This is a genomic window from Pseudobutyrivibrio ruminis AD2017, assembly GCF_000424305.1.
GTDB classification, from domain to species: domain Bacteria; phylum Bacillota; class Clostridia; order Lachnospirales; family Lachnospiraceae; genus Pseudobutyrivibrio; species Pseudobutyrivibrio ruminis_B.
Genome location: NZ_AUJQ01000004.1, coordinates 337,860 through 363,656, shown reverse-complemented (window position 1 = coordinate 363,656; position 25,797 = coordinate 337,860). Strand labels below are relative to the sequence as shown.

General features: G+C 39.9%; 28 protein-coding genes. 26 read left to right on the top strand and 2 right to left on the bottom strand.

Going from position 1 to position 25,797, the window contains the following annotated elements; genetic code table 11:
• Window positions 1-246: 246 nt before the first annotated feature.
• From G611_RS0103450 to G611_RS0103345, 22 genes are all read left to right on the top strand, one after another.
• Window positions 247-675: a prepilin peptidase gene (locus G611_RS0103450; RefSeq protein ID WP_081656956.1), complete on the top strand. Its 429-nt coding sequence runs from the start codon at window positions 247-249 to the stop codon at window positions 673-675.
• Window positions 676-691: 16 nt separating this feature from the next.
• The gene (locus tag G611_RS0103445) at window positions 692-1,660 is read left to right on the top strand and encodes a hypothetical protein (RefSeq protein ID WP_028242439.1); all 969 of its coding nucleotides are present in this window, start codon (window positions 692-694) and stop codon (window positions 1,658-1,660) included.
• Between the two features lie 41 nt (window positions 1,661-1,701).
• Window positions 1,702-2,880 carry a CpaF family protein gene (locus G611_RS0103440; protein ID WP_242824250.1) on the top strand — a complete coding sequence of 393 codons (1,179 nt, stop codon included), beginning with the start codon at window positions 1,702-1,704 and terminating at the stop codon, window positions 2,878-2,880.
• Window positions 2,814-3,572: a type II secretion system F family protein gene (locus G611_RS0103435; RefSeq protein WP_028242437.1), complete on the top strand. Its 759-nt coding sequence runs from the start codon at window positions 2,814-2,816 to the stop codon at window positions 3,570-3,572. Before G611_RS0103440 ends, G611_RS0103435 begins: the two co-directional genes overlap by 67 nt.
• Window positions 3,556-4,761: a type II secretion system F family protein gene (locus G611_RS0103430; RefSeq protein ID WP_028242436.1), complete on the top strand. Its 1,206-nt coding sequence runs from the start codon at window positions 3,556-3,558 to the stop codon at window positions 4,759-4,761. Before G611_RS0103435 ends, G611_RS0103430 begins: the two co-directional genes overlap by 17 nt.
• Window positions 4,762-4,775: 14 nt before the next feature.
• Window positions 4,776-4,970, top strand: a complete 195-nt coding sequence (locus G611_RS0103425) for a Flp1 family type IVb pilin (RefSeq protein WP_028242435.1) — start codon at window positions 4,776-4,778, stop codon at window positions 4,968-4,970.
• Complete coding sequence (locus G611_RS0103420; RefSeq protein WP_028242434.1) at window positions 4,970-6,436, top strand: DUF5702 domain-containing protein; 1,467 nt, start codon at window positions 4,970-4,972, stop codon at window positions 6,434-6,436. The genes G611_RS0103425 and G611_RS0103420 overlap by 1 nt, the downstream gene beginning before the upstream one ends.
• A gap of 133 nt (window positions 6,437-6,569) precedes the next feature.
• Window positions 6,570-7,439: a TadE/TadG family type IV pilus assembly protein gene (locus tag G611_RS15130; RefSeq protein ID WP_155942235.1), complete on the top strand. Its 870-nt coding sequence runs from the start codon at window positions 6,570-6,572 to the stop codon at window positions 7,437-7,439.
• Window positions 7,440-7,464: 25 nt separating this feature from the next.
• Entirely contained in the window at window positions 7,465-7,902 is a 438-nt protein-coding gene (locus G611_RS15125) for a prepilin peptidase (protein WP_051195033.1), read from the top strand.
• Window positions 7,899-8,105 carry a hypothetical protein gene (locus G611_RS0103405; RefSeq protein ID WP_028242433.1) on the top strand — a complete coding sequence of 69 codons (207 nt, stop codon included), beginning with the start codon at window positions 7,899-7,901 and terminating at the stop codon, window positions 8,103-8,105. The genes G611_RS15125 and G611_RS0103405 overlap by 4 nt, the downstream gene beginning before the upstream one ends.
• Before the next feature lie 2 nt (window positions 8,106-8,107).
• Complete coding sequence (locus G611_RS0103400; protein ID WP_028242432.1) at window positions 8,108-9,226, top strand: DUF6382 domain-containing protein; 1,119 nt, start codon at window positions 8,108-8,110, stop codon at window positions 9,224-9,226.
• Window positions 9,227-9,330: 104 nt separating this feature from the next.
• Window positions 9,331-11,901 carry a preprotein translocase subunit SecA gene (gene secA / locus G611_RS0103395; protein ID WP_028242431.1) on the top strand — a complete coding sequence of 857 codons (2,571 nt, stop codon included), beginning with the start codon at window positions 9,331-9,333 and terminating at the stop codon, window positions 11,899-11,901.
• A gap of 61 nt (window positions 11,902-11,962) precedes the next feature.
• Window positions 11,963-12,778, top strand: a complete 816-nt coding sequence (locus G611_RS0103390; protein ID WP_028242430.1) for a class I SAM-dependent methyltransferase — start codon at window positions 11,963-11,965, stop codon at window positions 12,776-12,778.
• A 574-nt stretch (window positions 12,779-13,352) separates the two neighbouring features.
• Entirely contained in the window at window positions 13,353-14,171 is an 819-nt protein-coding gene (locus G611_RS0103385; protein WP_028242429.1) for a hypothetical protein, read from the top strand.
• Window positions 14,172-14,218: 47 nt separating this feature from the next.
• The gene (locus tag G611_RS0103380) at window positions 14,219-15,079 is read left to right on the top strand and encodes a TraX family protein (protein ID WP_036947898.1); all 861 of its coding nucleotides are present in this window, start codon (window positions 14,219-14,221) and stop codon (window positions 15,077-15,079) included.
• The gene (locus G611_RS0103375) at window positions 15,076-15,747 is read left to right on the top strand and encodes a response regulator transcription factor (protein ID WP_036947895.1); all 672 of its coding nucleotides are present in this window, start codon (window positions 15,076-15,078) and stop codon (window positions 15,745-15,747) included. Before G611_RS0103380 ends, G611_RS0103375 begins: the two co-directional genes overlap by 4 nt.
• On the top strand, window positions 15,723-16,589 hold the full coding sequence (locus tag G611_RS0103370; RefSeq protein WP_028242426.1) for a histidine kinase dimerization/phospho-acceptor domain-containing protein: 867 nt from the start codon (window positions 15,723-15,725) through the stop codon (window positions 16,587-16,589). The genes G611_RS0103375 and G611_RS0103370 overlap by 25 nt, the downstream gene beginning before the upstream one ends.
• Window positions 16,590-16,599: 10 nt before the next feature.
• On the top strand, window positions 16,600-17,187 hold the full coding sequence (locus G611_RS0103365; protein WP_028242425.1) for a hypothetical protein: 588 nt from the start codon (window positions 16,600-16,602) through the stop codon (window positions 17,185-17,187).
• A 319-nt stretch (window positions 17,188-17,506) separates the two neighbouring features.
• Entirely contained in the window at window positions 17,507-18,790 is a 1,284-nt protein-coding gene (locus tag G611_RS0103360) for an MFS transporter (protein ID WP_028242424.1), read from the top strand.
• A 48-nt stretch (window positions 18,791-18,838) separates the two neighbouring features.
• On the top strand, window positions 18,839-20,647 hold the full coding sequence (pepF, locus tag G611_RS0103355) for an oligoendopeptidase F (protein ID WP_028242423.1): 1,809 nt from the start codon (window positions 18,839-18,841) through the stop codon (window positions 20,645-20,647).
• A gap of 124 nt (window positions 20,648-20,771) precedes the next feature.
• Complete coding sequence (locus G611_RS0103350) at window positions 20,772-21,281, top strand: RNA polymerase sigma factor (protein WP_051195032.1); 510 nt, start codon at window positions 20,772-20,774, stop codon at window positions 21,279-21,281.
• Between the two features lie 16 nt (window positions 21,282-21,297).
• Window positions 21,298-22,509: a DUF4179 domain-containing protein gene (locus tag G611_RS0103345; protein WP_028242421.1), complete on the top strand. Its 1,212-nt coding sequence runs from the start codon at window positions 21,298-21,300 to the stop codon at window positions 22,507-22,509.
• 42 nt (window positions 22,510-22,551) lie between these two features.
• Here G611_RS0103345 and G611_RS0103340 read toward each other — a convergent pair whose 3' ends face one another.
• Entirely contained in the window at window positions 22,552-23,022 is a 471-nt protein-coding gene (locus tag G611_RS0103340; RefSeq protein ID WP_028242420.1) for a GNAT family N-acetyltransferase, read from the bottom strand.
• Window positions 23,023-23,231: 209 nt separating this feature from the next.
• Here G611_RS0103340 and G611_RS0103335 point away from each other — a divergent pair, with 209 nt between their 5' ends.
• Entirely contained in the window at window positions 23,232-24,041 is an 810-nt protein-coding gene (locus G611_RS0103335; protein ID WP_028242419.1) for a nitroreductase family protein, read from the top strand.
• Window positions 24,042-24,090: 49 nt separating this feature from the next.
• On the opposite strand, the gene G611_RS16035 is transcribed toward G611_RS0103335, so the two are convergent.
• Window positions 24,091-24,498 carry an SHOCT domain-containing protein gene (locus G611_RS16035; RefSeq protein WP_330362016.1) on the bottom strand — a complete coding sequence of 136 codons (408 nt, stop codon included), beginning with the start codon at window positions 24,496-24,498 and terminating at the stop codon, window positions 24,091-24,093.
• Window positions 24,499-24,702: 204 nt separating this feature from the next.
• Between G611_RS16035 and G611_RS0103325 the strand changes: the two genes are divergently transcribed.
• From G611_RS0103325 to G611_RS0103315, 3 genes are read left to right on the top strand one after another with little or no spacing between them, the layout of a single operon-like run.
• Window positions 24,703-25,194, top strand: a complete 492-nt coding sequence (locus tag G611_RS0103325) for an RNA polymerase sigma factor (protein ID WP_028242417.1) — start codon at window positions 24,703-24,705, stop codon at window positions 25,192-25,194.
• Window positions 25,187-25,480 (top strand): zf-HC2 domain-containing protein, encoded by a 294-nt coding sequence (locus tag G611_RS15120; RefSeq protein WP_051195031.1) that lies wholly within the window; start codon window positions 25,187-25,189, stop codon window positions 25,478-25,480. Before G611_RS0103325 ends, G611_RS15120 begins: the two co-directional genes overlap by 8 nt.
• A complete protein-coding gene (locus G611_RS0103315) occupies window positions 25,480-25,785 on the top strand; it encodes a zf-HC2 domain-containing protein (protein ID WP_036947892.1) in 306 nt (101 codons plus the stop codon). Before G611_RS15120 ends, G611_RS0103315 begins: the two co-directional genes overlap by 1 nt.
• The last annotated feature ends 12 nt before the right edge of the window (window positions 25,786-25,797 follow it).

Here is a 25,797-nt window from a genome sequence, read left to right as displayed (position 1 = left end):
AAAATTGCAGTATAAATAATTGGAAAAAATTATAGAAAAGAGATTCTAGGAAACTGGAATCTCTTTTTTAATGTATGAAAAAAATTTTATTGTAGGAATTAGATATAGTGAGTTTGTTTTTTTAACATCCTGTTGTTAGGTTGTAACGAATAATAAATTTGCCATAATACACAACTAAAAATTTAGCCCGAAAAGTAATGGTGAAGGTAAGCGTGCTGACCATATACTTGTCCATCGGAAAGCGAGGTGAAAAACACGCAGACATTTTTGATCTGGAGCATTTTGACCGTTGCTGTTTTGTTTGACGCAAGGTCCTACAGGATTCCAAATCAACTAATCATCCTGGGTTATCTGGCAGGAATATTTGTAAATCTGCAGGCACAGGGGATGATAGGAATTACATATTTCATGATGCAGGCTGCCTGGCCAATTCTTTTGATACTTCCACTTTATATATGTGGCAAGCAGATTGGATCAGGTGACATCAAGCTGTTTTCTGTTATGTCTACCATGGTGGGTTTTAACATAACATTTAGCGTGATGGTTGGTTCCGTAATAGTTGCTGCTGCTGTGGTAGCACTTGTCAGCATATATGAAAAGCAATTGTTTAGAAGAAAGCTTCATTATTCCTTCTATATTGCAGCTGCGTTTTTTATCTCGCAGCTACGAAGTTGAAAATGGAGGTTAATAAATGAACAATTTGGAAATTGCATTATGTGATTTTGATGAGGATTACATACTTAGATTTGCTTCATATTTGATGAGTGAGCTTGAAGTTGGTGTTCATATCTTTACAACTCCAGAGAGCTTTTTTGCAGATGATGGTGATTACGATATCACTATTATGACAGAGGAGTTTGATGAGATATCCACTTTCAGGCCTAATAAAAATGTGGGTCAAAGATTCATTCTATGTGAGTCAAATAACTGTGATATGGAAAACGGCATTTATAAATACCAAGCTGTAGGTAGCATTTTAGATGAGATTAAACCACTCAGAAAAAAATGCCTAAATGGTAATAAATCCTTTTCTGCTGCTAAGTTAGTCGGCGTCTATTCTCCAGTCGCCCATGAACTCCAGTTACCATTTGCCATGGCCTTAGGACAGGCATTCAAAGCGAATGGTTCAGTTCTCTTTTTGGATCTAGAAGAGATTTCAATAATGCCAAGTCTTATCGGCAAACAAAGTGAAAAAAATCTTATGGATCTTCTTTATGAAATCGACACCACAGAATTAGATATGGCTGAATACACTCATAGTTTTATGGGATTTGATTACATCGAATCATTCCTAAACCCAACAGAAATATCGGAAATAGACGAAATGACATGGGAAAAATTTTTCAAGCTATTAGCTGCTGCTGAATATGATGTAATCGTAATTCTGTTTGGAAGAGCCATCAATGGCTTTAACAAAATATTAGGCAATCTGGATAGATTATATGTGTTAGGCAAGCCCGGCGATTATTTCAAAAAGAGTCAGGATTTGTTCAATGACTATTTGGAAAAGATAGGAACAAGCCCACATTGCGAGGACGTGATTCTTCCAATGTCTGCCAAAAATCTATCGGATAACTCATATCAAATAGAGGAGCTATTACAAGGTAATCTTGGAATGTTTGCAAAGAAATTAATAAATGCTAACGGACAAAGTGCATAGTGAATATGAAAAATATTGAAAATGAAATTCGACAGGAGGTAATGAATACAATCGACCTGTCGGTGGATGTTTCTGACGATGAGATTTTAAAGCTGATACGTAACAAAATCATCGAAAAAAGCAGGACATGTCCTATGAATCTTTCTGATAGAAAGAGGGTGGAAGGTCATGTGTTTAATTCTCTTAGAAAGTTAGATGTGCTGGAGGATTTGCTGAAAGATGAGGATATTACGGAAATCATGATAAATGGCCCTGACAACATCTTTATAGAAAGAAATGGAAGGGTGGAAAAATGGACCGAGAAGTTTTCATCAGAGGAAAAGCTGAACGATGTGATTCAAAGCATTGTTGCTAACAGCAACAAGATTGTAAATGAGTCCAACCCAATAGTTGATACAAGATTAGAAGACGGTTCTAGAGTAAATATCGTGTTGCCGCCAGCGGCTGTAGATTACAGCATTCTATCTATCAGAAAGTTTCCAAAGGAGCAGATGACTATGGAAAGACTTAAATCCTTTGGGTCCATCGATGAGGAGCAAATTGAGTTTATGAAAAAGCTGGTAATAAGCGGCTACAACATATTCGTGTCGGGGGGAACCGGCAGTGGTAAAACATCTTTTTTGAATGCCTTGGGAGAATTTATTCCTAAGGATGAAAGGGTGATTACCATAGAAGATTCCGCTGAGCTTCAGCTAAAGAATGTTGAAAACATAGTAAGGCTGGAAGCCAGAAACGCAAACTTAGAGGGCAATAACGAAATCACCATAAGAGATTTGTTAAAGTCCTCCCTTAGAATGCGTCCCGACAGAATCATCGTGGGTGAGTGCCGTGGAGCGGAGGCATTGGAAATGCTTCAGGCCTTCAACACAGGACACGACGGCAGTTTGTCCACAGGCCACAGTAATTCCTGCAAGGATATGCTATCAAGACTGGAAACCATGGTGCTAATGGGAGCAGAAATTCCACTTGGTGCCATAAGACAGCAGATAGCATCAGGAATCGACATCATAGTTCAGCTAGGAAGGCTAAGGGACAAAAGCCGCAAGCTTATAGAAATCGCAGAGGTGGTGGATTTTGCAGATGATGAAATCAGGCTTAATCCGCTGTACAGATTTAAAGAATTAGAAGAAATAAATGGAAGGATAAATGGCCAATGGGAAAAGGTAGGAGACCTAGAAAACAAAGAAAAGCTGTTAGCAAGTGGTCTTTCGATTGGGTAAGTGTGTTTCAGGGCGCATGCCTGTCGGCTGTTATTGCATTTTTGTTTTATAAATCTTTCCTGGGAGTATTTGTTGCAGCAGGGGTGATTCCATTTTGGCTGAAGCTTAGGGCAGATGAAAAGGCAAAAAAGCATAGGGCTGATATGCTCATGGAATTCAAGGAATACATGATGCTTATCGTGGCATCCCTGCAAACAGGCTACTCCTTGGAAAAAGCCCTCCGTCAATCTGAGTCAGAGCTAAAAAGATTGTACCCGTCAGAATCGGTGTTACTGCCTTTCGTTCATGTGATGAATCAAAGAATTGGCATGAATGTGCAGCTTGAAAAAGCCTTTTTTGAATTTGCAAAGGAGGTGGATTTAGAGGAGGCCATAAGCCTTGCAGAAATCATATCCTTTGCCAAAAGAAGTGGTGGTAACTACGGGAAGAACATAAGGGATACAGCCTTTAAGATAGAGGAAAACTTATCTGTTAAGCAGGAGATTGAAACTATTACAACTGAAAAACGCTTAGAGCTTAAGGTAATGTGCGTGATGCCATTAGCGATTCTTGCTTACATCACCATCACATCCAGTTCTTTTATAGCGCCGCTGTATGGAAATGCCTTAGGCATCCTGATAATGACCGCATGCCTTATTGCCTACGGTTTATTAATCATGCTAGGAAGGAGAATCATTGAAATCAACATATAAAAAAATACTGATTGCCTGCCTGGTGATGGGCCTTGGACTGCTTGTCTACGATTACGTGGATTCCAAGATATTGTTTGATGGAAAGCTTCTTAGAAATGAAACTGCCACAGGACCTAAATCGGAGGAATTACAGCTTAGATTCAAAGGAAATGATAAGGATTACACAGTTGAAATTTCAGACAGAGGTCTAACCCAAAAGCAGCTGAAGGCGCTGTTTAGGCAGGCCACAGAAGAAATCGACAAAAGCTATCTTGGCAAAAACAAATCTGCCGACCAGGTTATGTATGACCTGAATTTTAAGAAAAGCTATTGCGACGGATTGATTAATGCAGATTTTAAGTTTGATAAATACGGTCTGATAAATACTGATGGCACCCTGGTGAAGGAATATATCCCTGATGAGGGGGAGGTTGTAAATGTGATTGCAGAGCTAAGCTACGAGGACCAGGTGGAGCTTTATAGCTTTTCTGTGATAGTGGTTAAGCCAGGGCTTGATACTGTGGAAGGGCAGTTAAATGCTATTGATGAAGCTGTCAAAAAAGCTGATGAAAGCACCAGAACAAAATCCTATATGAAGCTTCCAAAAAAGGTGGAGGACATGTCCCTTACCTGGAAGAAGAAAATGAATTTCAGAGGATTGCAGATAATATTGCTGGGGTTTGCAGCAGTGGCAGGCTTGATAGCGGGGGCCAAGCGTGATGAGAAGCAGGCTGTGCAAAAGCGCATCGAAGAAAAGGAACGAGACTACCCTATGATAGTTAGCGAGCTATCCATATTGCTGGGTGCGGGAATGAGCTTTAGAAAAGCCTTAGAGCGAATAATCGCAAAATACAATGCCAAGAAAAGTGAGGGCAACATACGCCCAGGCTATGAGGATATGGCCATAACCTATCGAAAGATGGTTGATGGCATGGGTGAAATAGCAGCACTTGAAGACTTGGGATTGAATAGCGAAAGCAAGGAATACAGAAAGCTTGCCAGCATGCTATCCCAAAATCTTAGAAAGGGTTCCAAGGATTTGTTGGAATGCCTTGAAAAGGAGGAGCATTATTCCTTCGAAATGAGAAAACAAAGAGCCATCAGGGCAGGCGAGGAAGCATCAACAAAGCTTTTAGTGCCTATGACCGGCATGTTGTTTATCGTCATCATCATATTGGTGGTGCCGGCAGTAATGCAAATGAATATATAGAAAGAGGTATAAAAATGTTAGGAATGAAATATTTAATGTTAAAGCAGAAGGTTATGAATTTTATTGAGGAAGAGGATGGAATTGGAACTGTTGAAATGATCCTTATTTTGGTTGTTTTAATTGGCCTTGTCTTAATCTTTAAAACCCAGCTTACAAATCTGGTAAACAGTATATTTAGAAAAATCAACGAGCAGGCAGGAAGAATATAGTGCAGGCAAAGCTAAAGGGAAGTATGACAGTGTTTTTGTCCCTCATCCTGGTGTCGGTGATGACATTGTTGTTTACCATGAGCGAGTGCATCAGACTGTATGCCCTCCATGACAATGCCAGTGAGTTCACAGATATGGCCTTGGAAAGTGCTTTTTCAGAGTACAACCCATATCTGTGGGCCAACTACAAAATACTTGCCATTGATTTAGGCTACGGTAGCGATGTCACAGGCCCAACCATTTTTCAGCAGAAGCTAATAGATTACTGCAGATTCAATGCAGATATAGAATATGGCAACAATTTCGCCAGACTTAATCCTGCTGGTGCCACCATAAATCAGTACTCCTTATTAACAGATGGTGGCGGCCAGGCAATGGTGGTGCAGGGCGTAAAGGGTGCCAAGGATGATTTGGCAGCTCAGGTAATTGATGGCATTCAGGGGCACATGGACAGCATAAATGGAGTGGAAAAGGTTCCAGTGGAAACGAAAGTCAACGACGGCAAATCTGCCTTGGAGGATGCCAAAAGACAGCAGTCTGAAAAGATAGCAAATGCAGAAGAAGGAGAAGCTTATCCCGAGCCTGAGGAAGTGGAGGATGACCCTTTAGATGCATTCAAGCTTATGAAGGAGGCCATGTCAAAGGGGGTGCTATCTACTGTTATGGATGCCAAAGAGATTTCAGATGTTAGCTTTGATTTGGCTGCGCTGCCATCTCACAGGTCACTAATGGAAGGGACGGCGGCTATCCAGTCGGGAAATGCCATCACAGATAAGGCCTTGTTCATGGATTATATTTTGGCCAACTACAGTAGGTTTGATTTGGATAAGCATCATGAGGGCATGCAGTACGAAGTGGAATATCTTATAGCAGGTCAGGAATCTGATGCTGAAAACTTAGCGGTAGTAGTAGGAGAAATAATGCTAATCCGTGAGGCAGCAAACTTTAGCACCATTATGAATAGCGGTGTTCTAAAGAATCAGGCAAAATCGGTTGCTGCGGTACTGACTAGCTTCGACCCTGCGCTAGAGCCTGTGGTGGAACTGGCCGTTATAGGGGCATGGGCCTATATAGAAAGCGTTTTGGATGTAAGGCTGATGCTGTCTGGTGGTGAGGTTGCAGTTGTAAAATCTGCAGACCAATGGACATCGGATGTGTTGCACTTGTCATCGTTTTTCAATGTAAACGCAAAGGCAAGACCATGCAAAGACGGTATTACCTACGACAAATATCTCATCGGCTTGCTGGCACTTAAGGGTAACAAGACCTTAGGACTTAGAGCCTGTGATGTAATGGAAAATGCCTTGAATTCCACAGAAGATTACAGGAATGTAAAGGTTGATAACATGCTGTTTTCTGCGGATGTAACAATGGATTATACAGGTCAGGAAATGTTCTTATCACTGTTTTCAAAGGATGACTCTATGGGCTATAGAATCTCCAAATCGAAATATCTGACTTATTGATGAAAGGAGGTATAAATAGGTGTCTCAATTACGAAAAAGTTTTCCCCCATTTGGCCTACTTGCACTAGGCAACTTTTTCGGTGGTGTTAATAAATTGTTTAGTAGTGAAGGAGTAAAGTCCAACTTACCAAAAGTGATTCAATATAAGGAGATGCCTATTTATGCCTCCTTTAAAAGAAAAGGCGTGAAGGCCAGCTACACAATTGAAGCGGCTATTATCATGCCGCTGTTTATCACCCTTATGGTGTTTGGAATGTTTACCTTTAGGTTGATTCAGGTGGAATCGGGAATGCAAAAATCCCTAAACACTGCAGCCAGAACTATGGCTGTGACTTTGGGAAATGTTGCAAATAAAGGTGAATCAGATGCAGATGTGGATACCTCAGAGGATGAGCCCTCAGTGAAGTTTGAGCTATCAGAGGCTGGCCTAGAGGCTGCAACCATCGCACTTGCAGGAGTGGAAATCTACAAAAATAAGGTTCCCTTAGAATTTATTGATTTTGGTGTAGCAGGAATCAATCTGTATGAAACAAACGTAGAGGGAAACTATATAGATTTAAAGGCAAGCTACAGGATGACATTTCCTGTGGGCCTGCTGGGAAATATAGGATTTGATGTAAGCCAAAGGGCCAGAACAAGAAAGTGGGTAGGCTACGATAAGGCGGAAAACACCACTGACGGTACCTACGTTTACATTACGGAGCATGGGGAAGCGTACCATACTAATTACTATTGCACATATCTGAATCCCAGTGTTCATCCCATATCTGCAGGGGATGTATCTGCTGCCCGAAACAACGGTGGAGGTACCTATTCCCCTTGCGAAAAATGTAAGCCACCTAAGAACCCATCAGGTGGAATGCTTTACATTACTGATTATGGCAGGGCGTATCACAGTGATATCAACTGCAAAGAAATTAAGCATAATATCAAAAAGGTATTGTATGAAGATGTTAAGGATAAGATGCGACCTTGCAGCAAATGTGCGGCAGGGAAGCATTAGTGTTTGTGAATTTTAAGGAGGAACCGTGGAAGCATTTGGTTTAGTTTGCATGTACAGTATTACAGCTTTTGATGATTATAGGACGAGAAGTATTAGGCTGGTAGAAATTATCGTATTTACGATAATGGGAATCGTTATAAATATAGTTGCCCCTAGATACACAGTTTTAAGCGTTGCAGGTGGTGTGGGAGTAGGCGTTGTTATGCTTGCTTTTAGCATCCTTTCAAAGGAAAAGCTAGGAAAAGGCGATGCGCTTATTGTGATGGTTTCAGGGCTTTATCTTGGATTTATGAATACTTTAGTTTTGGTCTGGTTCAGCTCTATTTTGGCTGCAATCTTTGGACTGATTACACTTCGTAAATACGATAATTACCGAGAGGCGGAGCTGCCCTTTGTGCCATTTATTTTTATTGGCTATATGATTTTGTTCACCATTAAAAGCTTTGGAGGAATTTTAGGATGAGACTAAAGGGAAGCTACACAGTGGAAGCTGCAGTGATAATCAGCTTTTGCTTTATCATATTTGGAATGGCAATCGCCGTGGCCTATGAGCTTTTTCAGCTGGTGCTTGAATACGTGCAGTATCAGGATTCGGCCTTTGATGCGGTGTCTATGTTTAGATTAAAGGAAGGAGCAATGGGCGTATATCATGCCCTGATAGATTAATTATGGAAGTTACATACGAAAGAAAGCACAACGAAAGCTTCATGGTTGTTTTAGGGGAGCTTGATACAAAATCCTATGAATACAAAATGATTAGGGATAATGATATTAAATCACTGCTGGATATAAAGTGCTACGAGATAGATGGGGTGAAGCGAATCAGCTACAAAATCAGCCGAAAGGAAACCCTAAGTGATTACGTGGAATCAAATGATTTGTCGGTAGAGCTTATTGCAAGATTCGTTACAAATCTTCAAATGGCACTAGATGAGGCGGCCAAATATCTGATTGATGAAAATCATTTTTGGCTAGATAAGGATTCTATATTCGTGGAAAAAAGTGGCGATAACTGCAAAGTCAGCCTATGCTACATTCAGTCAGACAACGGTACAGTTCAAACCCAGTTCAGGGCCATCATGGAGTTTTTCTTATCAAAGCTTTCCACCAGCGATAGGGATTCATCTAAAAAGATATATGATGCCTATGAAATTTGCCTGAAGGAGGATTACACCTTAGCGGAGGTGATTGAATGCCTGCAAATGGATGCGTATGTTCCTTCGGAAATCTACGTGGAAAAGGTGTCTTTAGATGACGAGGAAGTTGAGACTACTGCTGATTTTGAGGATGCTATAGGGGCAGAATATATATCTGATTATTATGATGTAGAGGATGGCAAAAGAAACGGTATCGTAAATACGATAATAGATAAGACGAAAGCAATCTTTGGGCGATTGCAGTTTGAGGACAAGCTAGAGCCTGTGGAATCCGAGAATTTCGTTATCGAGCCAGATTATGAAATGGATGAAAAGACAGTGCTTTTATCAGAAAGCAAGCCCGTTGGAAGGCTGGTATATGATGGTAACAGCAACGAGGACGACTTTATCATCAACAAGGATGTTTTTAGAATCGGAACGGGCAAAGCCAATGATGCAATCATCCATGCCAGAACAGTCAGCGGAAATCACGCCAAAATCACAAAGGAGGGCAATGACTATTATCTTACGGATTCAAACAGCACAAATGGAAGCTTTCTAAACAGCCTTCCTTTGGTGTATCGCAAGCCATATAAGCTTAAACCCATGGATGTAATTAGATTTGCCACAGAAAGTTATATTTTCCTTTAGTTTGTCGGGGGACAATTCAGCCTAATTTGGTTGTGAACCATGTACTTTTCTGTTAAAATAGTAGGAGTTTGTGGGGTAACCCTAGAGTTAGGAGAATTAATAAAATGAGTATTATCGACAAAGTATTTGGAACACATTCCGATAGAGAGCTTAAGAGAATTAAGCCTATCGTTGATAAAATCGAATCGCTCAGACCTGAGATGCAGGCACTTACAGATGAGCAGCTTCGTGCAAAAACTACAGAATTTAAAGAGCGTCTTTCAAAGGGAGAGACACTTGATGATATTTTACCAGAGGCATACGCAGTTGTCCGTGAGGCAGGTAAGCGTGCCCTTGGAATGGAGCACTTCCGTGTTCAGTTAATCGGTGGTATCATCCTCCATCAGGGACGTATCGCAGAGATGCGTACTGGTGAAGGTAAGACACTTGTTTCTACACTTCCAGCATACTTAAACGCACTTGAAGGTAAGGGCGTTCACATCGTTACAGTTAATGATTACCTTGCTAAGCGTGATGCTGAGTGGATGGGTGAGGTTCACCGTTTCTTAGGCCTTACAGTAGGCGTTGTTCTTAACGATATGACAAAGGAGGAGCGCCAGGCAGCTTACAACTGTGATATCACATACATCACTAACAACGAGCTTGGTTTTGATTACCTCCGTGACAATATGTGCGTATATGAGAAGGACCTTGTACAGCGTGGCCTTCACTACTGCATCATCGATGAGGTTGACTCAGTTCTTATCGATGAGGCTCGTACACCACTTATCATTTCTGGTCAGTCAGGAAAGTCTACTAAGCTTTACGAGCTTTGCGATGTTCTTGCTCGTCAGCTTAAGCGAGGCGAGGACCTTCCAGAATTCACAAAGATGGATGCCATCATGGGCGTTGAGCGTAACGAGACTGGCGATTTCATCGTAGACGAAAAGGACAAGGTTGTTAACCTTACAGCAGAAGGTGTTGCAAAGGTTGAGCAGTTCTTCCACATTGAGAACCTTGCTGATCCTGAGAACCTTGAAATCCAGCACAACATCATCCTTGCACTTCGTGCTCACAACCTTATGTTTAAGGATCAGGATTATGTTGTAAGTGATGGTCAGGTTATGATTGTTGATTCCTTCACAGGTCGTATCATGCCAGGTCGTCGTTACTCAGACGGTTTACATCAGGCTATCGAGGCAAAGGAGCATGTTGAGGTTAAGCGCGAGTCTATGACTCTTGCAAGCATCACATTCCAGAGCTTCTTCAATAAATACGATAAGAAGGCAGGTATGACTGGTACAGCCCTCACAGAGGAGCAGGAATTCCGTGACATCTATGGAATGGACGTAGTAGTTGTTCCTACTAACAAGCCAGTTCAGCGTATCGACCATGATGATGCCGTATACAAGACAAAGGCTGAAAAGTACAAGGCAGTTGTTGAGGAAGTTAAGAAGGCTCACGAAAAAGGACAGCCAGTACTTGTTGGTACAATCGATATTGATATTTCAGAGCTCGTTTCTAAGATGCTTCGTAAGGAAGGCATTGAGCACAACGTACTTAATGCTAAGTACCATGAGAAGGAAGCTGAAATCGTTGCTGAGGCAGGTAAGCACGGTGCCGTTACTATCGCTACTAACATGGCAGGTCGTGGTACTGATATTAAGCTTGATGAGGAAGCACGTGCAGCCGGTGGTCTTAAGATTATCGGTACAGAACGTCATGAATCTCGTCGTATTGACAATCAGCTCCGTGGACGTTCAGGACGTCAGGGTGATGTGGGTGAGTCACAGTTCTTCATCTCACTTGAGGATGATCTTATGAGACTCTTCGGTTCAGACCGTCTCATCACAATGTTCAACTCTCTTGGCGTTCCAGAGGGAGAACAGATTAAGCACAAGATGCTTTCTGATGCCATCGAAAAGGCACAGAAGAAGATAGAGGAAAACAACTTCTCAGCTCGTAAGAACTTGCTTGATTATGATGCAGTTATGAATGAGCAGAGAGAGCTTATTTACAAGCAGCGTCGCCGTGTACTTATGGGCGAGGATATGCACGAGCAAATCCTTAGCATGATCAGAGACAAGGTTGACGAGTGCATCGAAAAGACTATTCCAGACGATGTAGAAAAAGAGCTTTGGGAGCTTCAGGAGCTTAACCACCTCCTTTGCCCAGTAATCCCAGTTCCAGTTATGACTCAGCTTTCAATCGGCAACATCAAGAGCAAGAAGGAACTTAAGGAAAAGCTTACAGATATCGCACTTGATATGTACGACAAGAAGGAAAAGGAATTCGACCAGCCAGAGCAGTTTAGAGAGGTTGAGCGTGTAATTCTTCTTAGAGTTATCGACCGAAAGTGGATGGAAGAGCTTGATGATATGGAACAGCTTCGTCAGGGTATCCGCCTCCAGGCTTACGGTAACCGTAACCCAGTAGACGAATACAAGGCAGCCAGCTACGACATGCTTGATGCCATGAACGCAGCAATCATCAACGATACACTTACAATGCTTTACCGCATCCGCATTGAAAAGAAGGTAGAGCGTGAAGAAGTTGCCAAGGTAACAGGCACAAACAAAGATGACACAGCATCCTCAGGACCAAAGGTTCGCAAGGAAAAGAAAATCTTCCCTAACGATCCATGTCCATGTGGTTCAGGATTGAAGTATAAGCAGTGTTGCGGAAGAGCAAAATAATACAATGATTAGGGGCCTCATACAAAGTATGAGGCCCTTTTAAAAAGTGATGAGGGTTAAAATGACAAACTTAGAAGAATACTACAACAAATTCAACGAAGACAAACGCCTTAAATCGCGCCATGGCATCATGGAATTCACAGTAACCATGAAATACGTTCACAAATATTTGGATATTCTAGAGCGTGGCAAAGAAATGCCAGATGCAGAACCTAAGGCCAAGTCAGATATAAAGATTTTAGATATAGGCGCCGCCACCGGCGGCTACAGCATCCCCCTTTGGAACGAGGGCTACGATGTTACTGCTGTTGAGCTGGTAAAGCACAACCTTGGCATGCTTAAAGCCAAAGGCACTGGCGTGAAGGCCTTCCAGGGAAATGCTTTAAAGCTAAAGCGATTTGATGATAATAGTTTTGATCTTACACTTTTGTTTGGGCCAATGTATCACCTAAAGACTAGAGAAGAACAGCTTCAGGCACTGCGCGAGGCCAAGCGTGTCACAAGACCTGGCGGATATATTCTTGTAGCATACGTTATGAATGAATACGCCTTCCTTACTTATGGAATCAAGGAGGGCCACGTCTTAGAGAACATTGCTGAAGGAAAGCTGGACGAAGCCTACCACGTTCGGCCGGGCGCTGATGATTTGTACGCGTTCATGAGAACTGAGGACATTGAGTCGCTGAATTCGGACGCTGAGCTAGCCCGCGTACAAATCATATCGCCAGACGGCCCTGCGAATCACATGCGCCGCGAGGTCAACGCTCTTTCTGAGGAGCAGTTTGCGGCCTTCATACAGTATCAGATGGCCGTCTGCGAGCGCGCCGACTTGCTCGGCGCCAGCGCCCACACAGTCGACATTTTACAGAAACACTAGCATCACAGTAATATCACTTAAACTCTTAACCAGCGAAGCCGCTCTCGCGGCTCCGCTGCACATTTCCCCAATTATTGAACGACTAGAATACGATAAAAAGATTAAATAATCTGCCGAATACAGTGCTATTGGAAAAATCCTAGTTTGCACTGTAATGGACAGGCTACAAATACAGTGCAAAGCAAAGGTTTGAAGAAAGCACTGTATGGAGTATTGGCTTAATGCAGCGGAAATAGAAAAAAAGATGCTAGCGCTGTAAAGATAGAAATGTGATTACAGTGTAAATAGTAAAAAAAATAAAGACGCTGTAAAAAATTATGAATCATTACAGCGCTATATAAAAAAATAACGAGAACACTGTAATGCCAGACTAATCATTACAGTCAGAAATGAAAAAATGTCATCGGCACTGTAATGGGACAGTAATCATTACAGTTATTTTTTATAAAAGAGTAGTTACACTGTAGTGCGGTCGCAATGAGTACAGCGCCTAGAGTAAAAAAATACAATAACACTGTAATTCACATTTGTTAAAAGGAAAGACATTATTTATAAAGATTTAAAAGGAGTTCTAATGAAAGAAATAATAAGAAAAATAGATATCAAATTGGAAGAAGTAAATAATCTGCTTCGTATATCAAATAAGCAGATAGCACAATATAATAATATAACAGATATTCATATTCAATCATCAATGAATCGAGGATATGAACAATTCTATTGTGTTGATAGAGCAAGGAATACAAGGAAATATTTGAGGATATCAGATTTGGTAAAGTATTCTAGCCTTATACAACGAGATTATGATATTAAAGTAAATAAAAAGTTAGTTAAAATGCAAAAGAAGCTCACTAGAATTGCTAAGAATCTTAGAGAAATCGATTTATCTGAAATCAAGGCAGTATATAATAAGCAACCATCTGCCAAGAAACCCTACATCACCCCAATAATTCCAAGTGACGAGGATTTTATCGCCAGATGGTATGAAGAAAACAAAGGAGCACAGAACACATTTCCAATAGAAGGTAACATATACACAGAGCGAGGTGAGCATGTACGTTCCAAATCAGAAAAGATACTTGCAGATTTATTTTATAAATATGATATTCCATACGTATACGAGCCGAAGATAAAAATGAATAATGGACACATGGCATGTCCGGATTTTGCGTTATTAAATAAAGAAACAAGACAGACTATTTACTGGGAGCATCTGGGACTTATAAACCAAGATGAATACGCAGTAAGAAATCTGGAAAAGTTACATGAGTATGAAGAAAGCAGCCTGATATTGGGAGAAAATCTGTTGATATCCATGGAATCAACCAAGAAAGGCCTAAATACAAAAATAGTAGAAATGCAGATAAAGAAAAAAATAAGTAAAACCTTATAAAATCCTTATAATTTGATTCTATCCTATTAATCAGGAGGTAGGAAACAATGAATATTATAAGAAAAGGTTTAACAGGATTTGATTTAAAATATCTAGCATTAATTTTTATGGTAATGGACCATATCCATTATTTTTTTGAATTTACAGGGAAGGTGCCAATTTGGTTTTCGTGGGTTGGTAGACTGGCAGCACCGCTGTTCCTATTTTGCTTCATCGAAGGATTCTTTCACACACATGATAGAAAAAAATATTTCCTGAAGATATATGTTATCGCAGTAATCATGGGCTTGATAAGGTTTGGATTTTACAATGTGCTTAGTTTTGCGCGACGTGGAGATGGATTCATCCCAGAAAATGCTATGTTATCAAGCTTTGCCATATTGTTTGTAGTGTTACAGGGAATAGAGTGGATAAAATCTAAGAAGTATTTTATAGGAATAACAGCAGTAGTTATGCCTATTATATTACCTTTCATTTTTGCATTAGCTGTATATCAGCCAGATACGAACGCAGAAAACAGCACAATATCATTCTTTGCCAACATGATAAACTTTTCCATATTACCGCTTCATACATGGATAGTAGATGGTGGAACCGCAACATTGCTGGAAGGACTAGCGTTATATGCATTAAGCCATTTTAAAAACAAAAACATCCGTGTATATGGGTATGGCGCATTCATCCTGCTAAGAAACTTTGGGCTGATGATGTTATTTCACATACCATTTACAGCCTATAATATATTTTTCTACGCATATGAGTGGATGAGTGTCTTTTCAATAACATTTATGTTATTGTACAATGGTAAAAGAGGCCAGGGTAATGGAAAATTCTTTTACTACTTTTATCCATTGCATGTGTATGTATTGTACGGACTATCGATTCTAATTTACGCGGTGACCAGATGAAATTACTAGTTGTTGATGACGAAAAAGAAATACTAACATTGATTAAAAAAGCATTAAGTGGGCAGTATCAGGTTGATACTGTCCATTTTCCAATAGAAAAAATACCAGAGGATTTATCCTGCTATAGTTTGATATTGATGGATGTAATGATGCCAAATGAAAACGGATATACGATAGTTGAAAAGATAAGAAATCAAGTGGATTGCCCGATTATTTTCCTAAGCGCCAAGGCATTGGAGGATGATATTATATATGGTCTGGCCATTGGGGCTGATGATTATATTTGTAAGCCATTTGCGATTGGGGAATTAAGGGCCAGGGTGTCGGCTCATATTCGAAGAGAAAATCGAAGTGCAGTAGGTAACATCATTCGTAAGGGAGATGTGAGTGTAAACCTCACCGAAAAAAGAATTTCGGTGAAGGAAAAAGATATAAAGCTGACTAAAAGTGAATATGAGATTGTAGAGTTACTTATCAAAAACATTGGCCAAATCTATTCCAAATCTCAACTATATGAATATCTATATGGATATGAGAAAGACGGGAATGATTCCGCAATTGCAGAACATATAAAAAACATAAGAAGAAAATTCCAGGTTGAAGGCAATGATCCAATAGACACAGTGTGGGGGATAGGATATAGATGGAAAAAAGAAGTGATGGATTAAGTATAATAATAATTAAATATATAATTATCGTAATTACGATGATACTAGTTTCGCTAGGGATTATGGCGTTGGTGTTTTTGTGTATACTCACAAAGAAGGATTTAAAACCAGCAGATTACGCTGAACAGAAGGTAGAAGCGTGGATAGAAAATTGTAAGGAAAAGGAACGCATCGAAATAGAGTCTTTCCCAGAAAATGCAGATTATGTTTGGAAAGATAATGATGGCAAGCTTTTAAGAAGTTCACAGGACGCAGAGAACAACAAAGGATTAAAAAAGTTTATAGAAAGATATGAAAAATATGAAATAGGGCAAGATATCAAAGGCCATAATGTATATACTATATTAAAAGATGATAATAGTGTGGTATTCATACACTATATTATAGGTTATAGATATGAATATATATTTTTAATTATAGTGGTGTTAGTATTGATGTTAGATGTACTGATACCAACACTGTTGTTGATAAAAAGAATAAAAAAGGCAATACTACAGGTAAGTGAATACACAATAGCCATAGGTAATGATGATTTAAGTACTAATATTGAAAAAACAGATATAAAAGAGCTAAATAATATAATAGCTGCGGTAGATGAAATGAAAGCCGGCCTGGTAACAAATCTTAATGAGAGGTGGAAGGAGCAGCAGGAGCAGAAACGCCAGATGGCAATGATTGCCCACGATTTAAAAACACCTCTTACAATAATTAGGGGAAATGCGGACTTGCTTTTGGAAAATGAAAGTGATGAAGAAAAAAGAGAATCTGCTCAGGCAATAATTAATAATTCAGAACGAATTGTACGAAGTATTTTGGAAATATTAGAGAAGGAAAAACAATAGGGAGGTGTACATGAATAAGATTAAATTATTAGCACTGGGGATAACATTGATATTATCTATAACGGCTTGTGGAAAAGCACAGGATTCTGATGAGGCACAGGACAGCGAGACAGTGGGGGAAGCAATAACAGAAAAAGCAGATGATTTAGAATCATCAGATAAGGATACCTCAGAGGAGAAAGTGAAAGATAGCAAAGACGAATCAGACGACGAAAAAACTAAAACAGATGAAAGCGAGTCCGAAAAAGTGGAATTTGAAAAGGTAGAATCAGACAAGGGAACAGCAGCAGATAGATTAAAAGATAGAGACCTGACAGTCCCTGAAATAGATGATTCCGCCAGAGAATACAGTCATAACACAGTGATTGTGATGGTAAAAGAAGGAACAGCAGAAAGCCAGGTTCAGCAGATTTGCGATTCCTACAACCTTGAAATAAAGTATAGCTACAACACAATTTCCGGTTATTCCCTTTCATCCAAAAAGGAATTGACGGACAAAGAATTAAATGAACTTATAAAATCTATAGAGGAATACAACTTTGTTCTGAGCGTTGAAAAGGACTATGTAGTTGAATTAGATGGAGATGTAGCCAAGTAAAATCGCGGAAAACTGCGAAAAATATAATCAAGAATAAAGTTCCATAATTTTAAACAAAACTATTGCATGGCCAGTAGGCTTATGCTACAATCAAGAAAAATTGCGAAGAAAGGAGGGCGTGTCATGATGAATAATTATGGCAGAGAATTAAAAATTGTAACTAATTACTTTAAGAATGATGCGCTCTTTTTGCAGAGATAATTTGGACTAGCAGCTAGTCGATTTATTATCGTATATACGAATCAGCATCCCCTTGAGGTAATAAACTTCAAGGGGATTTTTTTGTATAATTGCAAAAAGAGCGTCAACGGGAGGAAGCATGACAGATATAACAACGACAACAAACACAAACACCCCGCGACAAACAGACACTCTATGGACTAGAGATTTTACAATCATAACAATTGGCAGTGTGATATCTATGCTGGGCAATTCACTTACCAGCTTTGCCATGAGCCTGATGGTACTAGATTACACTAATTCATCAATGCTGTATGCAATATATATGGTGCTATACACATTGCCACAACTTGTAACTCCAATTATTTCAGGTGCTATCCTGGATAGATTTTCAAGAAAGAAAATGATTTACACATTAGACTTTGTAAGTGCAGGAATCTATCTCATAATGGCAATTACCCTGTTAAATGGAGTATTCAACTTCCCAATGTTTGCAGCAGTAATTTTTATCCTGGGAATAATCCAAAGCACCTACTACATAGCATACGATAGCCTGTATCCAATGCTAATCACTGAAGGCTATTACCAAAAAGCCTACTCAATCTCCAGCATGCTAGAGACCATGACTGTGGTGATGGTTCCGGTATCAACCTTTGTATATAAGCTGGTGGGAATCGGACCGCTTATGATAATAAATGCAGTATCATTTGCTATAGCAGCGGTATTTGAAATGCAGATTGGGCATGAGGAAAAGTACGTTGAAAAACGTAAAAACGAAGTTGATAACAGCAGTAGTAAAATCAACCAGATGTTGATAGACATCAAAGAGGGCGTAAAGTATATGCGCTCCGAACCGGCACTACTTGCAATAGTTTCATATTTCGGACTTAACATGTTAGCCTGTGGTGCAATGGATGTGCTGTGCCTGCCTTATTACAAGCAGAATTTTAAAAACGGCGAGTACCTGTATGCCTTAGTATTTGGTATGAGCTTTATTGGTAGGGCAGTAGGTGGAGGAATACATTACAAATTTAAGATTCCAACCAAGCTTAAGTTTATGTTTGCAATGACTATTTACATTATAATTGCAATCGGCGAAGGCACGTATATGTTTATGCCAATCGGCTTAGCTGTAGTGGTGTGCTTCATCACAGGTATCTCTGGAGTTACCAGCTACACCATCCGCATCTCATCAACACAATCTTACGTACCAGATGAGAAGAAAGGCCGCTACAATGGTGCATTTCAATTGATAACCACAATCGGCTTGCTTATTGGTCAAATGGCTGGAGGCGCCCTGGCACAGAAGATGGATGCAAGATTCGTAGTATTTGCTGGTAACATAATTGCACTTATAGCAGCCATCATCATCATCGGAGGTAACAGAAAAGCAGTGGCAAAGATTTACAACACTGACAACTAAAATCAAATCAGCTATCATAATATCAATATAAAACAAGGGAGAAGAACAATGGCAGAGACACTTAAGAAAAGAAGCGAAATCCCAGAGAATCTAAAGTGGGATACATCAAGAATCTTTAAAACAAAGGAAGATTTGAAAAAGGCGTTAGAGGAATTCAAAAACCTTACAGAAGAAATTGAAAAAACATACAAGGGCAAGCTTACAGATGCCGCAACTATCAACGCTTGCATGGAAAAATACAACGAATGGGTACGTCAGATTGATCTGCTTTACAACTACGTGAGCCTTAACGTTTCCGTAGATTACACAGATGCTGAGGCTCAGAAGGAGCAGTCAATCGTCCTTTCAGAATTTGCAAAGGCTGACAGCGCCCTTTCCTTCATCGATAGTGAGCTTGCAGATGCGCCAGTTGAGCTAATCGAAGAAGCTATTAAGACAGCAACAGTAGGCAAGTGCCACTTGAAAGATATTGAAAGAGAAAAGCCACACCGCTTGTCGCCAGAGACAGAAAAGGCCATGGCTTCTATGCGAGAGACTATCGAGGCGCCATACAACATCTACGAAACCAGCAAGCTTGCAGACATGAGCTTCCCTGATTTTGAAGCAAAGGGCGAAAAGCATCCTTTAGGCTACAGCCTTTTTGAGGACAACTATGAATACGAGCGCGACACTGATGTTAGACGCGCAGCCTTCAGCGCATTCTCAAGCAAGCTTAGAGATTACATGTACACAACAGCTACAGTCTACGGCGCTCACGTTCGCACGGAAAAGATTATCGCTGCCCTTCGTAAATACGATAGTGTAATCGATATGCTTCTGTTCCAGCAAAAGGTTACACGTGAAATGTACGATAGACAAATCGATGTCATCATGGAGAAGCTTGCCCCTCACATGAGAAAGTACGCACGTCTTCTTAAAGAGGCACACGGTCTTGATAAGATGACTTACGCAGATTTGAAAATCACTCTCGACCCAGATTACGACCCACACGTTACAATCGATGAGTCAAAGAAGTACATTCTTGATGGCCTTAAAATCATGGGCCCAGAATATGTGAAGATGCTTGAGACAGCCTACGACGAAAGATGGATTGACTTCGCCCAAAACATTGGAAAGTCAACAGGTGGCTTCTGCGCCAGCCCATATCAGAAAGGCTCTTACATCCTGCTTTCATGGAACGAGAGAATGAGCGATGTATTCACACTTGCCCATGAGCTTGGCCATGCAGGACACTTCTACACCTGTAACCAGACACAGAGTGCTCTTGATGCAGAGGTGTCAAACTACGTGGTGGAGGCTCCATCAACAATCAACGAGCTTCTCATGGCAGAGTACCTAAAGGAAAAGAGCGGGGATGACAAGCGATTTAGAAGATGGGTGCTTGCATCCCAGATCTCAAACACCTACTACCACAATTTCGTAACACACCTGCTAGAGGCTGCTTACCAGCGTGAGGTTTACAAGCTTGTAGATAAGGGTGAGGCTGTGCCAGCAGAGACCTTGAATGAAATCTACAAGAACGTCCTTAAGAAATTCTGGGGCGACGAGGTAGAGCTTACAGAAGGCTGCGAGCTAACATGGATGCGCCAGCCACATTACTACATGGGACTTTATTCTTACAGTTACAGCGCCAGCCTTACAATCGCCACCCAGGTGATGAAGCGAATCCGTAAGGAGGGCCAGCCAGCTGTCGATGATTGGAAGAAGACCCTTGCAGCAGGCGGTACCGTAGCTCCAGTAGAGTTTGCCAAGATGGCAGGTGTTGACGTAACCACAGACGCAGCGTTATTAGATACAATCGATTATATCGGTGGAATCATTGATGAGATTGAAGAATTAAATAAAGAGCTTAACTAAAAAAGTAATAAATTTTAAAATATGTGAAACTTTTTCATTTCCTACACGTCTAATGTATGTAAGAACAATTGAAGGACGCTTTGATTATTCTTAATACTGTGTGCACAACAGGAGGCTGCATCAAATGCAGAAACGAGACATAAATGAACTTATAGTAAGAGCGAAGAGGCGTGATAAGGATGCTTTTACTGAACTGATTAACAGACACATGCAGGATATGTACAAGGTGGCACTGGCAATTCTTATGAATGATGAGGATGTGGCAGATGCCATCCAAGAGACTATCCTTAATTGTTGGGAGAAAATCGATACACTTAAGTTTAACAAGTATTTTAAGACCTGGCTTACAAAGATTCTCATGAATAATTGTTATGACATCATCAGAAAGAAACAGGCTCAGGTTGAGTTAAACGAATGGGAAGAACCTACCTATGAGGATAACTGTAATTTAGAACTCAAAGAGGCTTTAGGCAAGCTTGAGGAAAAATACAGAGTAACCATAATTATGTTTTATTGGCAGGGATATTCCTTGGATGAAATTTCTAGGGTGCTAGATATTCCAACAAATACCGTCAAAACAAGATTGAAACGTGGCCGAGAGCGATTGGCCAGATATTACGAGATAGTTGAGTAGAAAGGAAGACAGTAAAATGGATAAAAAGAAATTGATAATATCTGATGCTGAGATTCCTACAATAGTTCAGGAGAAAGTAGACCTTGCCTTTACTCAGATTTATGAGGAAGAGGAGAGGACAATGAAAAAAAGAAGTTTCAGACTAATAAAAACAATCATAGCAACAGCTGCAGCACTTGGTGTGGTAGTTTTCTCAGGAGTATGCATTACAAATCCTACTTTTGCTGAGGAGGTTCCTGTTGTAGGAAATGTATTTTCTAGCTTGGGTCACAAGCTCGGGTTTGGCGGAGATTATGAAAAATACGCAAAGCCTATAGCATCAGACTCATTGAACGAGGCAGTAGCGCTCACACAAACAGTAGATGGCAACACAGTTACTCTTCAAGATATTTACTGCGACGAAAAGGCTATGTACATCAGTATGATAGTGGAAAGTAAAGAGTCGTTCCCTATCAGCCAGATGTATCCTGATTTGGATAATAAAGATATGTATATGTTCTATCTCTTCGATTCTAAGCTAAAATATAGTTTTGAAACAGAAGATAGTAGTTTGAATAACAATTCTTTAGAGTACCTGAATGGTGAATTTATTGATGATAATACCTTCCAGGGTGTGGTTAAGGTTGATTTATCATACGTGCTTAATTACTATTCAAAAGATGTTTTAGAGTCTAATGAGTATAGTACAGATGCGGACACACCAGTTTCTCATTATGATTTACCAGACTCATTTACTGTAGACTTCGACCTAAATTCTATTGTGACAGATATTAATAATCCAGCCGCTTCAGAGCTGACTGTAGACGAGCGAGATGCACTGGGCTGGAAAAACGAATATGAGAATTGGTGGATTGATGGACCTTGGCATTTTAACTTTGAAGTAAATGTGGATAGACAAAATACCACAACAAGAGCAATTGATGTTGAAGGAGTTTCAGGACTTAACAAGATTACCGTCAGCAAAACACCATTTGAATTAGAGCTAGATTATGATGATCCTAATGCTGATTATATAGTTGTTGCTTTGGATAAGGATGGAAAACATATGTCTGCAGTAAATAATATGGATATGCTCCCAGTTGAAGGACATGATGTTTCAGAAATTACGCTATATGTATGCGATTACAATGAATACATGGATGAAATCAAGGGACAGCAATTAGAGACAGATAAAGCTAAGGATATCCTTGATGAAAAAGCATTGTGGAGTGGAGTCCTTTCATTCTAACAATACACAAAAACAGATGGCCCAGTTTGAGCCATCTGTTTTTTATAAGATGTATTCCATAATACGTTCTTTAGTTTTGAAACCGATTCTATCATAGAATCTTTCGGCCCCATCATTTCCAGCCCAAACAGCAAGAGTGATTTCGTAGCAGCCTAGGCGCTTTGCTTCAGCTTTAACATATTCGAAAAGCTGCTCGCCGATGTGCTGACCGCGGCATTTGCTGTCTACACACAAATCATCAATGTATAATGATTTGAAAGGAACCATGTTGGTAGAGAAAGGCTGCTGCTTAAGGGCGCAAAATGCGTAACCCATTACTTCATCATTTTCATCTACGGCCACGTAGATTGGCTCTTCATCGTTAGCAAGCTTCTCAAGCAGATCACTTCGTGTATATTTGGTAGTCCCTGAAATAAAAATATCAGGCCTGATATTGGCATGTATTTCCAACACTTCCTGTAATAGCTTAATTAAGCTGTCGATATCTTTTCCACTAGCTCTTCGAATATTCATTTTGAACCTCCTATGTGATTATTGGTTTCAATGTTAACATATTAATATAAATAAACAAGCTTAGCTTACGTGGTTTACGTAAAAATCGAAAGATAATATTAAAATATCCGTAGTGGGATTGAATTAATGATGAAAATAGGATAACATGTAAAATAATATTGCACGCTATCGAATAGTGCGAAACCTATGTACTACGGGAGGACCTAAATATGTTTATTGATGACGTAAAAAACAGACGAAGTGTAAGAACCTTTGACGGCAAAGGTGTAAGTAATGAAGTAATAGATGATTTGAAGGAATACGCAGGAAGCATTGTAAATCCTTACAATATCCCTGTTGAATTCGTATTCTTAAATAAGGATGAACATGGTCTTTCTAGCCCGGTTCTCTATGGTGAAAAGGAATACATCGCAGCCAAGGTGAAGAAGGGAACAAACTCAGATGTTGCATACGGCTACAGCTTTGAAGAGCTATTGATGTATGCAGTAAGCAAGAATCTTGGAACAGTTTGGATTGGTGGCACCATGCCAAGAGATAAGTTTGAAAAAGCTTCTAATCTTAAGGAAGATGAAATCATGCCATGCATGAGTCCTATAGGATATGTTGCTAGTAAAATGGGCATGAAGGAAGTCCTTATGCGAAAGGGCGTAAAGGCTGATAGCAGATATGATTTTTCAGAATTATTTTTTGCAAACAGCTTTGAAACACCACTTACAGAAGCTAAGGCGGATGAACTTGGAATTAAGACAGCTCTCGAAGCAGTTCGCCTTGCGCCATCAGCTGTAAACAAGCAGCCATGGAGAGTAGTTGTTACTGATAATGGAGTTCATTTCTACGAGAAGAAGGATAAGGGCTACGACAATGGAACTTATGATTTACAGAAGGTAGACCTTGGAATTGCTCTTTATCATTTTGAAAACCAGTGTCGAGAAGAGGGTAAGAAGGTTACATTCAAGATAGCCGACCCTGGTATTGCAACCCCAGAGAAAACTGAATACATAGCAAGCTACGTATGGTAAGAATAGTAAGAGTCGACGAATTGAACCGTCGACTCTTTTTTTATGGTATTTAGCTTAAAATTTTAATTCCACCAAGAATAGGAACTGGACGTTCTTCACCGTTGCATGCACCAACTAAAGCAATAATCCAAAGTACAACCATAATGATTGACCAAATCCATCCAAGAACAGGAATCCATCCAAGGAAGAAGAAAAGATTAATAACAAGTGCCTGATTGATATGGAACATTGCATGTTCTCTGTCACCTATAAGAATAGCGATTATGAAGCCAATCCAAGTAAGATAAGCTACGATGCCAGTAGTCTGAGCTGACATGCTTGGAGTGCTGCCAGAAGTGGCTGGCTGAGATCTTAAAAGCTCTGATTTCTTCTGCTCGAATTCTTCCTGGGTAATAACACCCTGGTCTAACAAATCTTTGTATTTCTTGATTTCATCTGCAACTGAAAAATTACTCATGATTTTTCCTCCCTATAAATAATATAAAAATATAATATCATTCCTGAATTCTCAAGTCATTAAAATTGTTGAATTTTGACCTGAAATTACTATGTTACAGGCAGATGATATGATAATCTTTTAAAAGAAAATAAAAAAGTTTGTAACGAAATTCTACATAATCGGACTAATGTATTGAAAGCAAATAAAAAGGGAGAAGAAAGCTTGAACATCAAGAATATGTGCGAAGAATACTATCAGCTTGTGCTGGGCTTTCTTCTGACACTTACTAACGGAGATAGGGACTTGGCCGAGGACCTAACTCAGGAGACTTTCCTTCGTGCAATCAGACGAAGTGATGATTTCAGGGGAGATGCCAAGGTCTCCACCTGGCTGTGCCAGATAGCAAAATATACCTTCTGGCAATACTTGGAAAAGAATAATAAATTCAAGCAGATTCCAATGGAAGAAGCCATGGAGATATCCACTGGAGAACTGGTTGAAGAGATGTACATCAAAAATGAAACAAACAAGGCTTTGTATGCAGCAATCGAAAAGCTGGATAGCGCTACGAAGGATGTGATGCTCTATAGACTACGCGGTGAGCTTTCCTTCAAAGAAATTGGAGAGCTAAAGGGCAAGACGGAAAACTGGGCAAGAGTAACCTTCTATCGTGGAAAGGCAAAAATAGGAAAGGAGATGTGCGAATATGAGTAATATTGAATGCGATTTAGTAGCAGATCTTCTTCCAGTTTATATCGATGGAAAAGCAAGCGCAGCATCGAAAAAATTCATAGAAGAGCATATCAAAACCTGCCAGGATTGTAGGGATATCTATGAAGCCATGACGGCAGATATGCAGCTGCCAAAGCCAGAAAAGAGGAAGAGGAGATTTAAAATCCCTTCACTTCTTAAAATACTCTTAGGAGTGCTGGGGTACCTTGTTTTTGTGATAGTACTTATAGTGATAATAAATTACATCTTGATGAATGGAGTATTTTGATGGAAAAAATATCATGCGAAATAATAGAAGATTTGCTGCCATCATACAGGGATGAGGTGTTAACTGATTCGGTGAAGCTCATGGTAGAAAACCATCTTGAATCTTGTAACCACTGTAAAGGTAAGCTAAAACAACTGGAACAGGAAATCGAAATAAATGAACTAGAACAGAAAAGCAAAGGGCACAAATTTATAGCATCATTGCAAAGAAGAAAATATTACCTCATTGGAATGATGATAGGTGCGATGATACCGATAGGAGCATTTGTTGCCTTGATAGTGTATTTTGTATTTTTTTGTGAATAGAGGCAGGAGAAA

Excerpts from the sequence above, each read along its gene's own strand:
- G611_RS0103350 (WP_051195032.1), top strand. The coding sequence starts at position 20,772 with ATGCAGAAACGAGACATAAATGAACTTATAGTAAGAGCGAAGAGGCGT.
- G611_RS0103370 (WP_028242426.1), top strand. The coding sequence starts at position 15,723 with ATGGAAAAAAGAAGTGATGGATTAAGTATAATAATAATTAAATATATA.
- secA (WP_028242431.1), top strand. The coding sequence starts at position 9,331 with ATGAGTATTATCGACAAAGTATTTGGAACACATTCCGATAGAGAGCTT.
- G611_RS0103440 (WP_242824250.1), top strand. The coding sequence starts at position 1,702 with ATGAATACAATCGACCTGTCGGTGGATGTTTCTGACGATGAGATTTTA.
- G611_RS0103445 (WP_028242439.1), top strand. The coding sequence starts at position 692 with ATGAACAATTTGGAAATTGCATTATGTGATTTTGATGAGGATTACATA.
- G611_RS0103345 (WP_028242421.1), top strand. The coding sequence starts at position 21,298 with ATGGATAAAAAGAAATTGATAATATCTGATGCTGAGATTCCTACAATA.
- G611_RS15120 (WP_051195031.1), top strand. The coding sequence starts at position 25,187 with ATGAGTAATATTGAATGCGATTTAGTAGCAGATCTTCTTCCAGTTTAT.
- G611_RS0103335 (WP_028242419.1), top strand. The coding sequence starts at position 23,232 with ATGTTTATTGATGACGTAAAAAACAGACGAAGTGTAAGAACCTTTGAC.
- G611_RS0103340 (WP_028242420.1), bottom strand. The coding sequence starts at position 23,022 with ATGAATATTCGAAGAGCTAGTGGAAAAGATATCGACAGCTTAATTAAG.
- G611_RS0103435 (WP_028242437.1), top strand. The coding sequence starts at position 2,814 with ATGGGAAAAGGTAGGAGACCTAGAAAACAAAGAAAAGCTGTTAGCAAG.
- G611_RS0103400 (WP_028242432.1), top strand. The coding sequence starts at position 8,108 with ATGGAAGTTACATACGAAAGAAAGCACAACGAAAGCTTCATGGTTGTT.
- G611_RS0103375 (WP_036947895.1), top strand. The coding sequence starts at position 15,076 with ATGAAATTACTAGTTGTTGATGACGAAAAAGAAATACTAACATTGATT.
- G611_RS0103390 (WP_028242430.1), top strand. The coding sequence starts at position 11,963 with ATGACAAACTTAGAAGAATACTACAACAAATTCAACGAAGACAAACGC.
- G611_RS0103315 (WP_036947892.1), top strand. The coding sequence starts at position 25,480 with ATGGAAAAAATATCATGCGAAATAATAGAAGATTTGCTGCCATCATAC.
- G611_RS0103425 (WP_028242435.1), top strand. The coding sequence starts at position 4,776 with ATGTTAGGAATGAAATATTTAATGTTAAAGCAGAAGGTTATGAATTTT.
- G611_RS0103360 (WP_028242424.1), top strand. The coding sequence starts at position 17,507 with ATGACAGATATAACAACGACAACAAACACAAACACCCCGCGACAAACA.
- G611_RS0103385 (WP_028242429.1), top strand. The coding sequence starts at position 13,353 with ATGAAAGAAATAATAAGAAAAATAGATATCAAATTGGAAGAAGTAAAT.
- G611_RS0103405 (WP_028242433.1), top strand. The coding sequence starts at position 7,899 with ATGAGACTAAAGGGAAGCTACACAGTGGAAGCTGCAGTGATAATCAGC.
- G611_RS0103380 (WP_036947898.1), top strand. The coding sequence starts at position 14,219 with ATGAATATTATAAGAAAAGGTTTAACAGGATTTGATTTAAAATATCTA.
- pepF (WP_028242423.1), top strand. The coding sequence starts at position 18,839 with ATGGCAGAGACACTTAAGAAAAGAAGCGAAATCCCAGAGAATCTAAAG.
- G611_RS16035 (WP_330362016.1), bottom strand. The coding sequence starts at position 24,498 with ATGAGTAATTTTTCAGTTGCAGATGAAATCAAGAAATACAAAGATTTG.
- G611_RS0103365 (WP_028242425.1), top strand. The coding sequence starts at position 16,600 with ATGAATAAGATTAAATTATTAGCACTGGGGATAACATTGATATTATCT.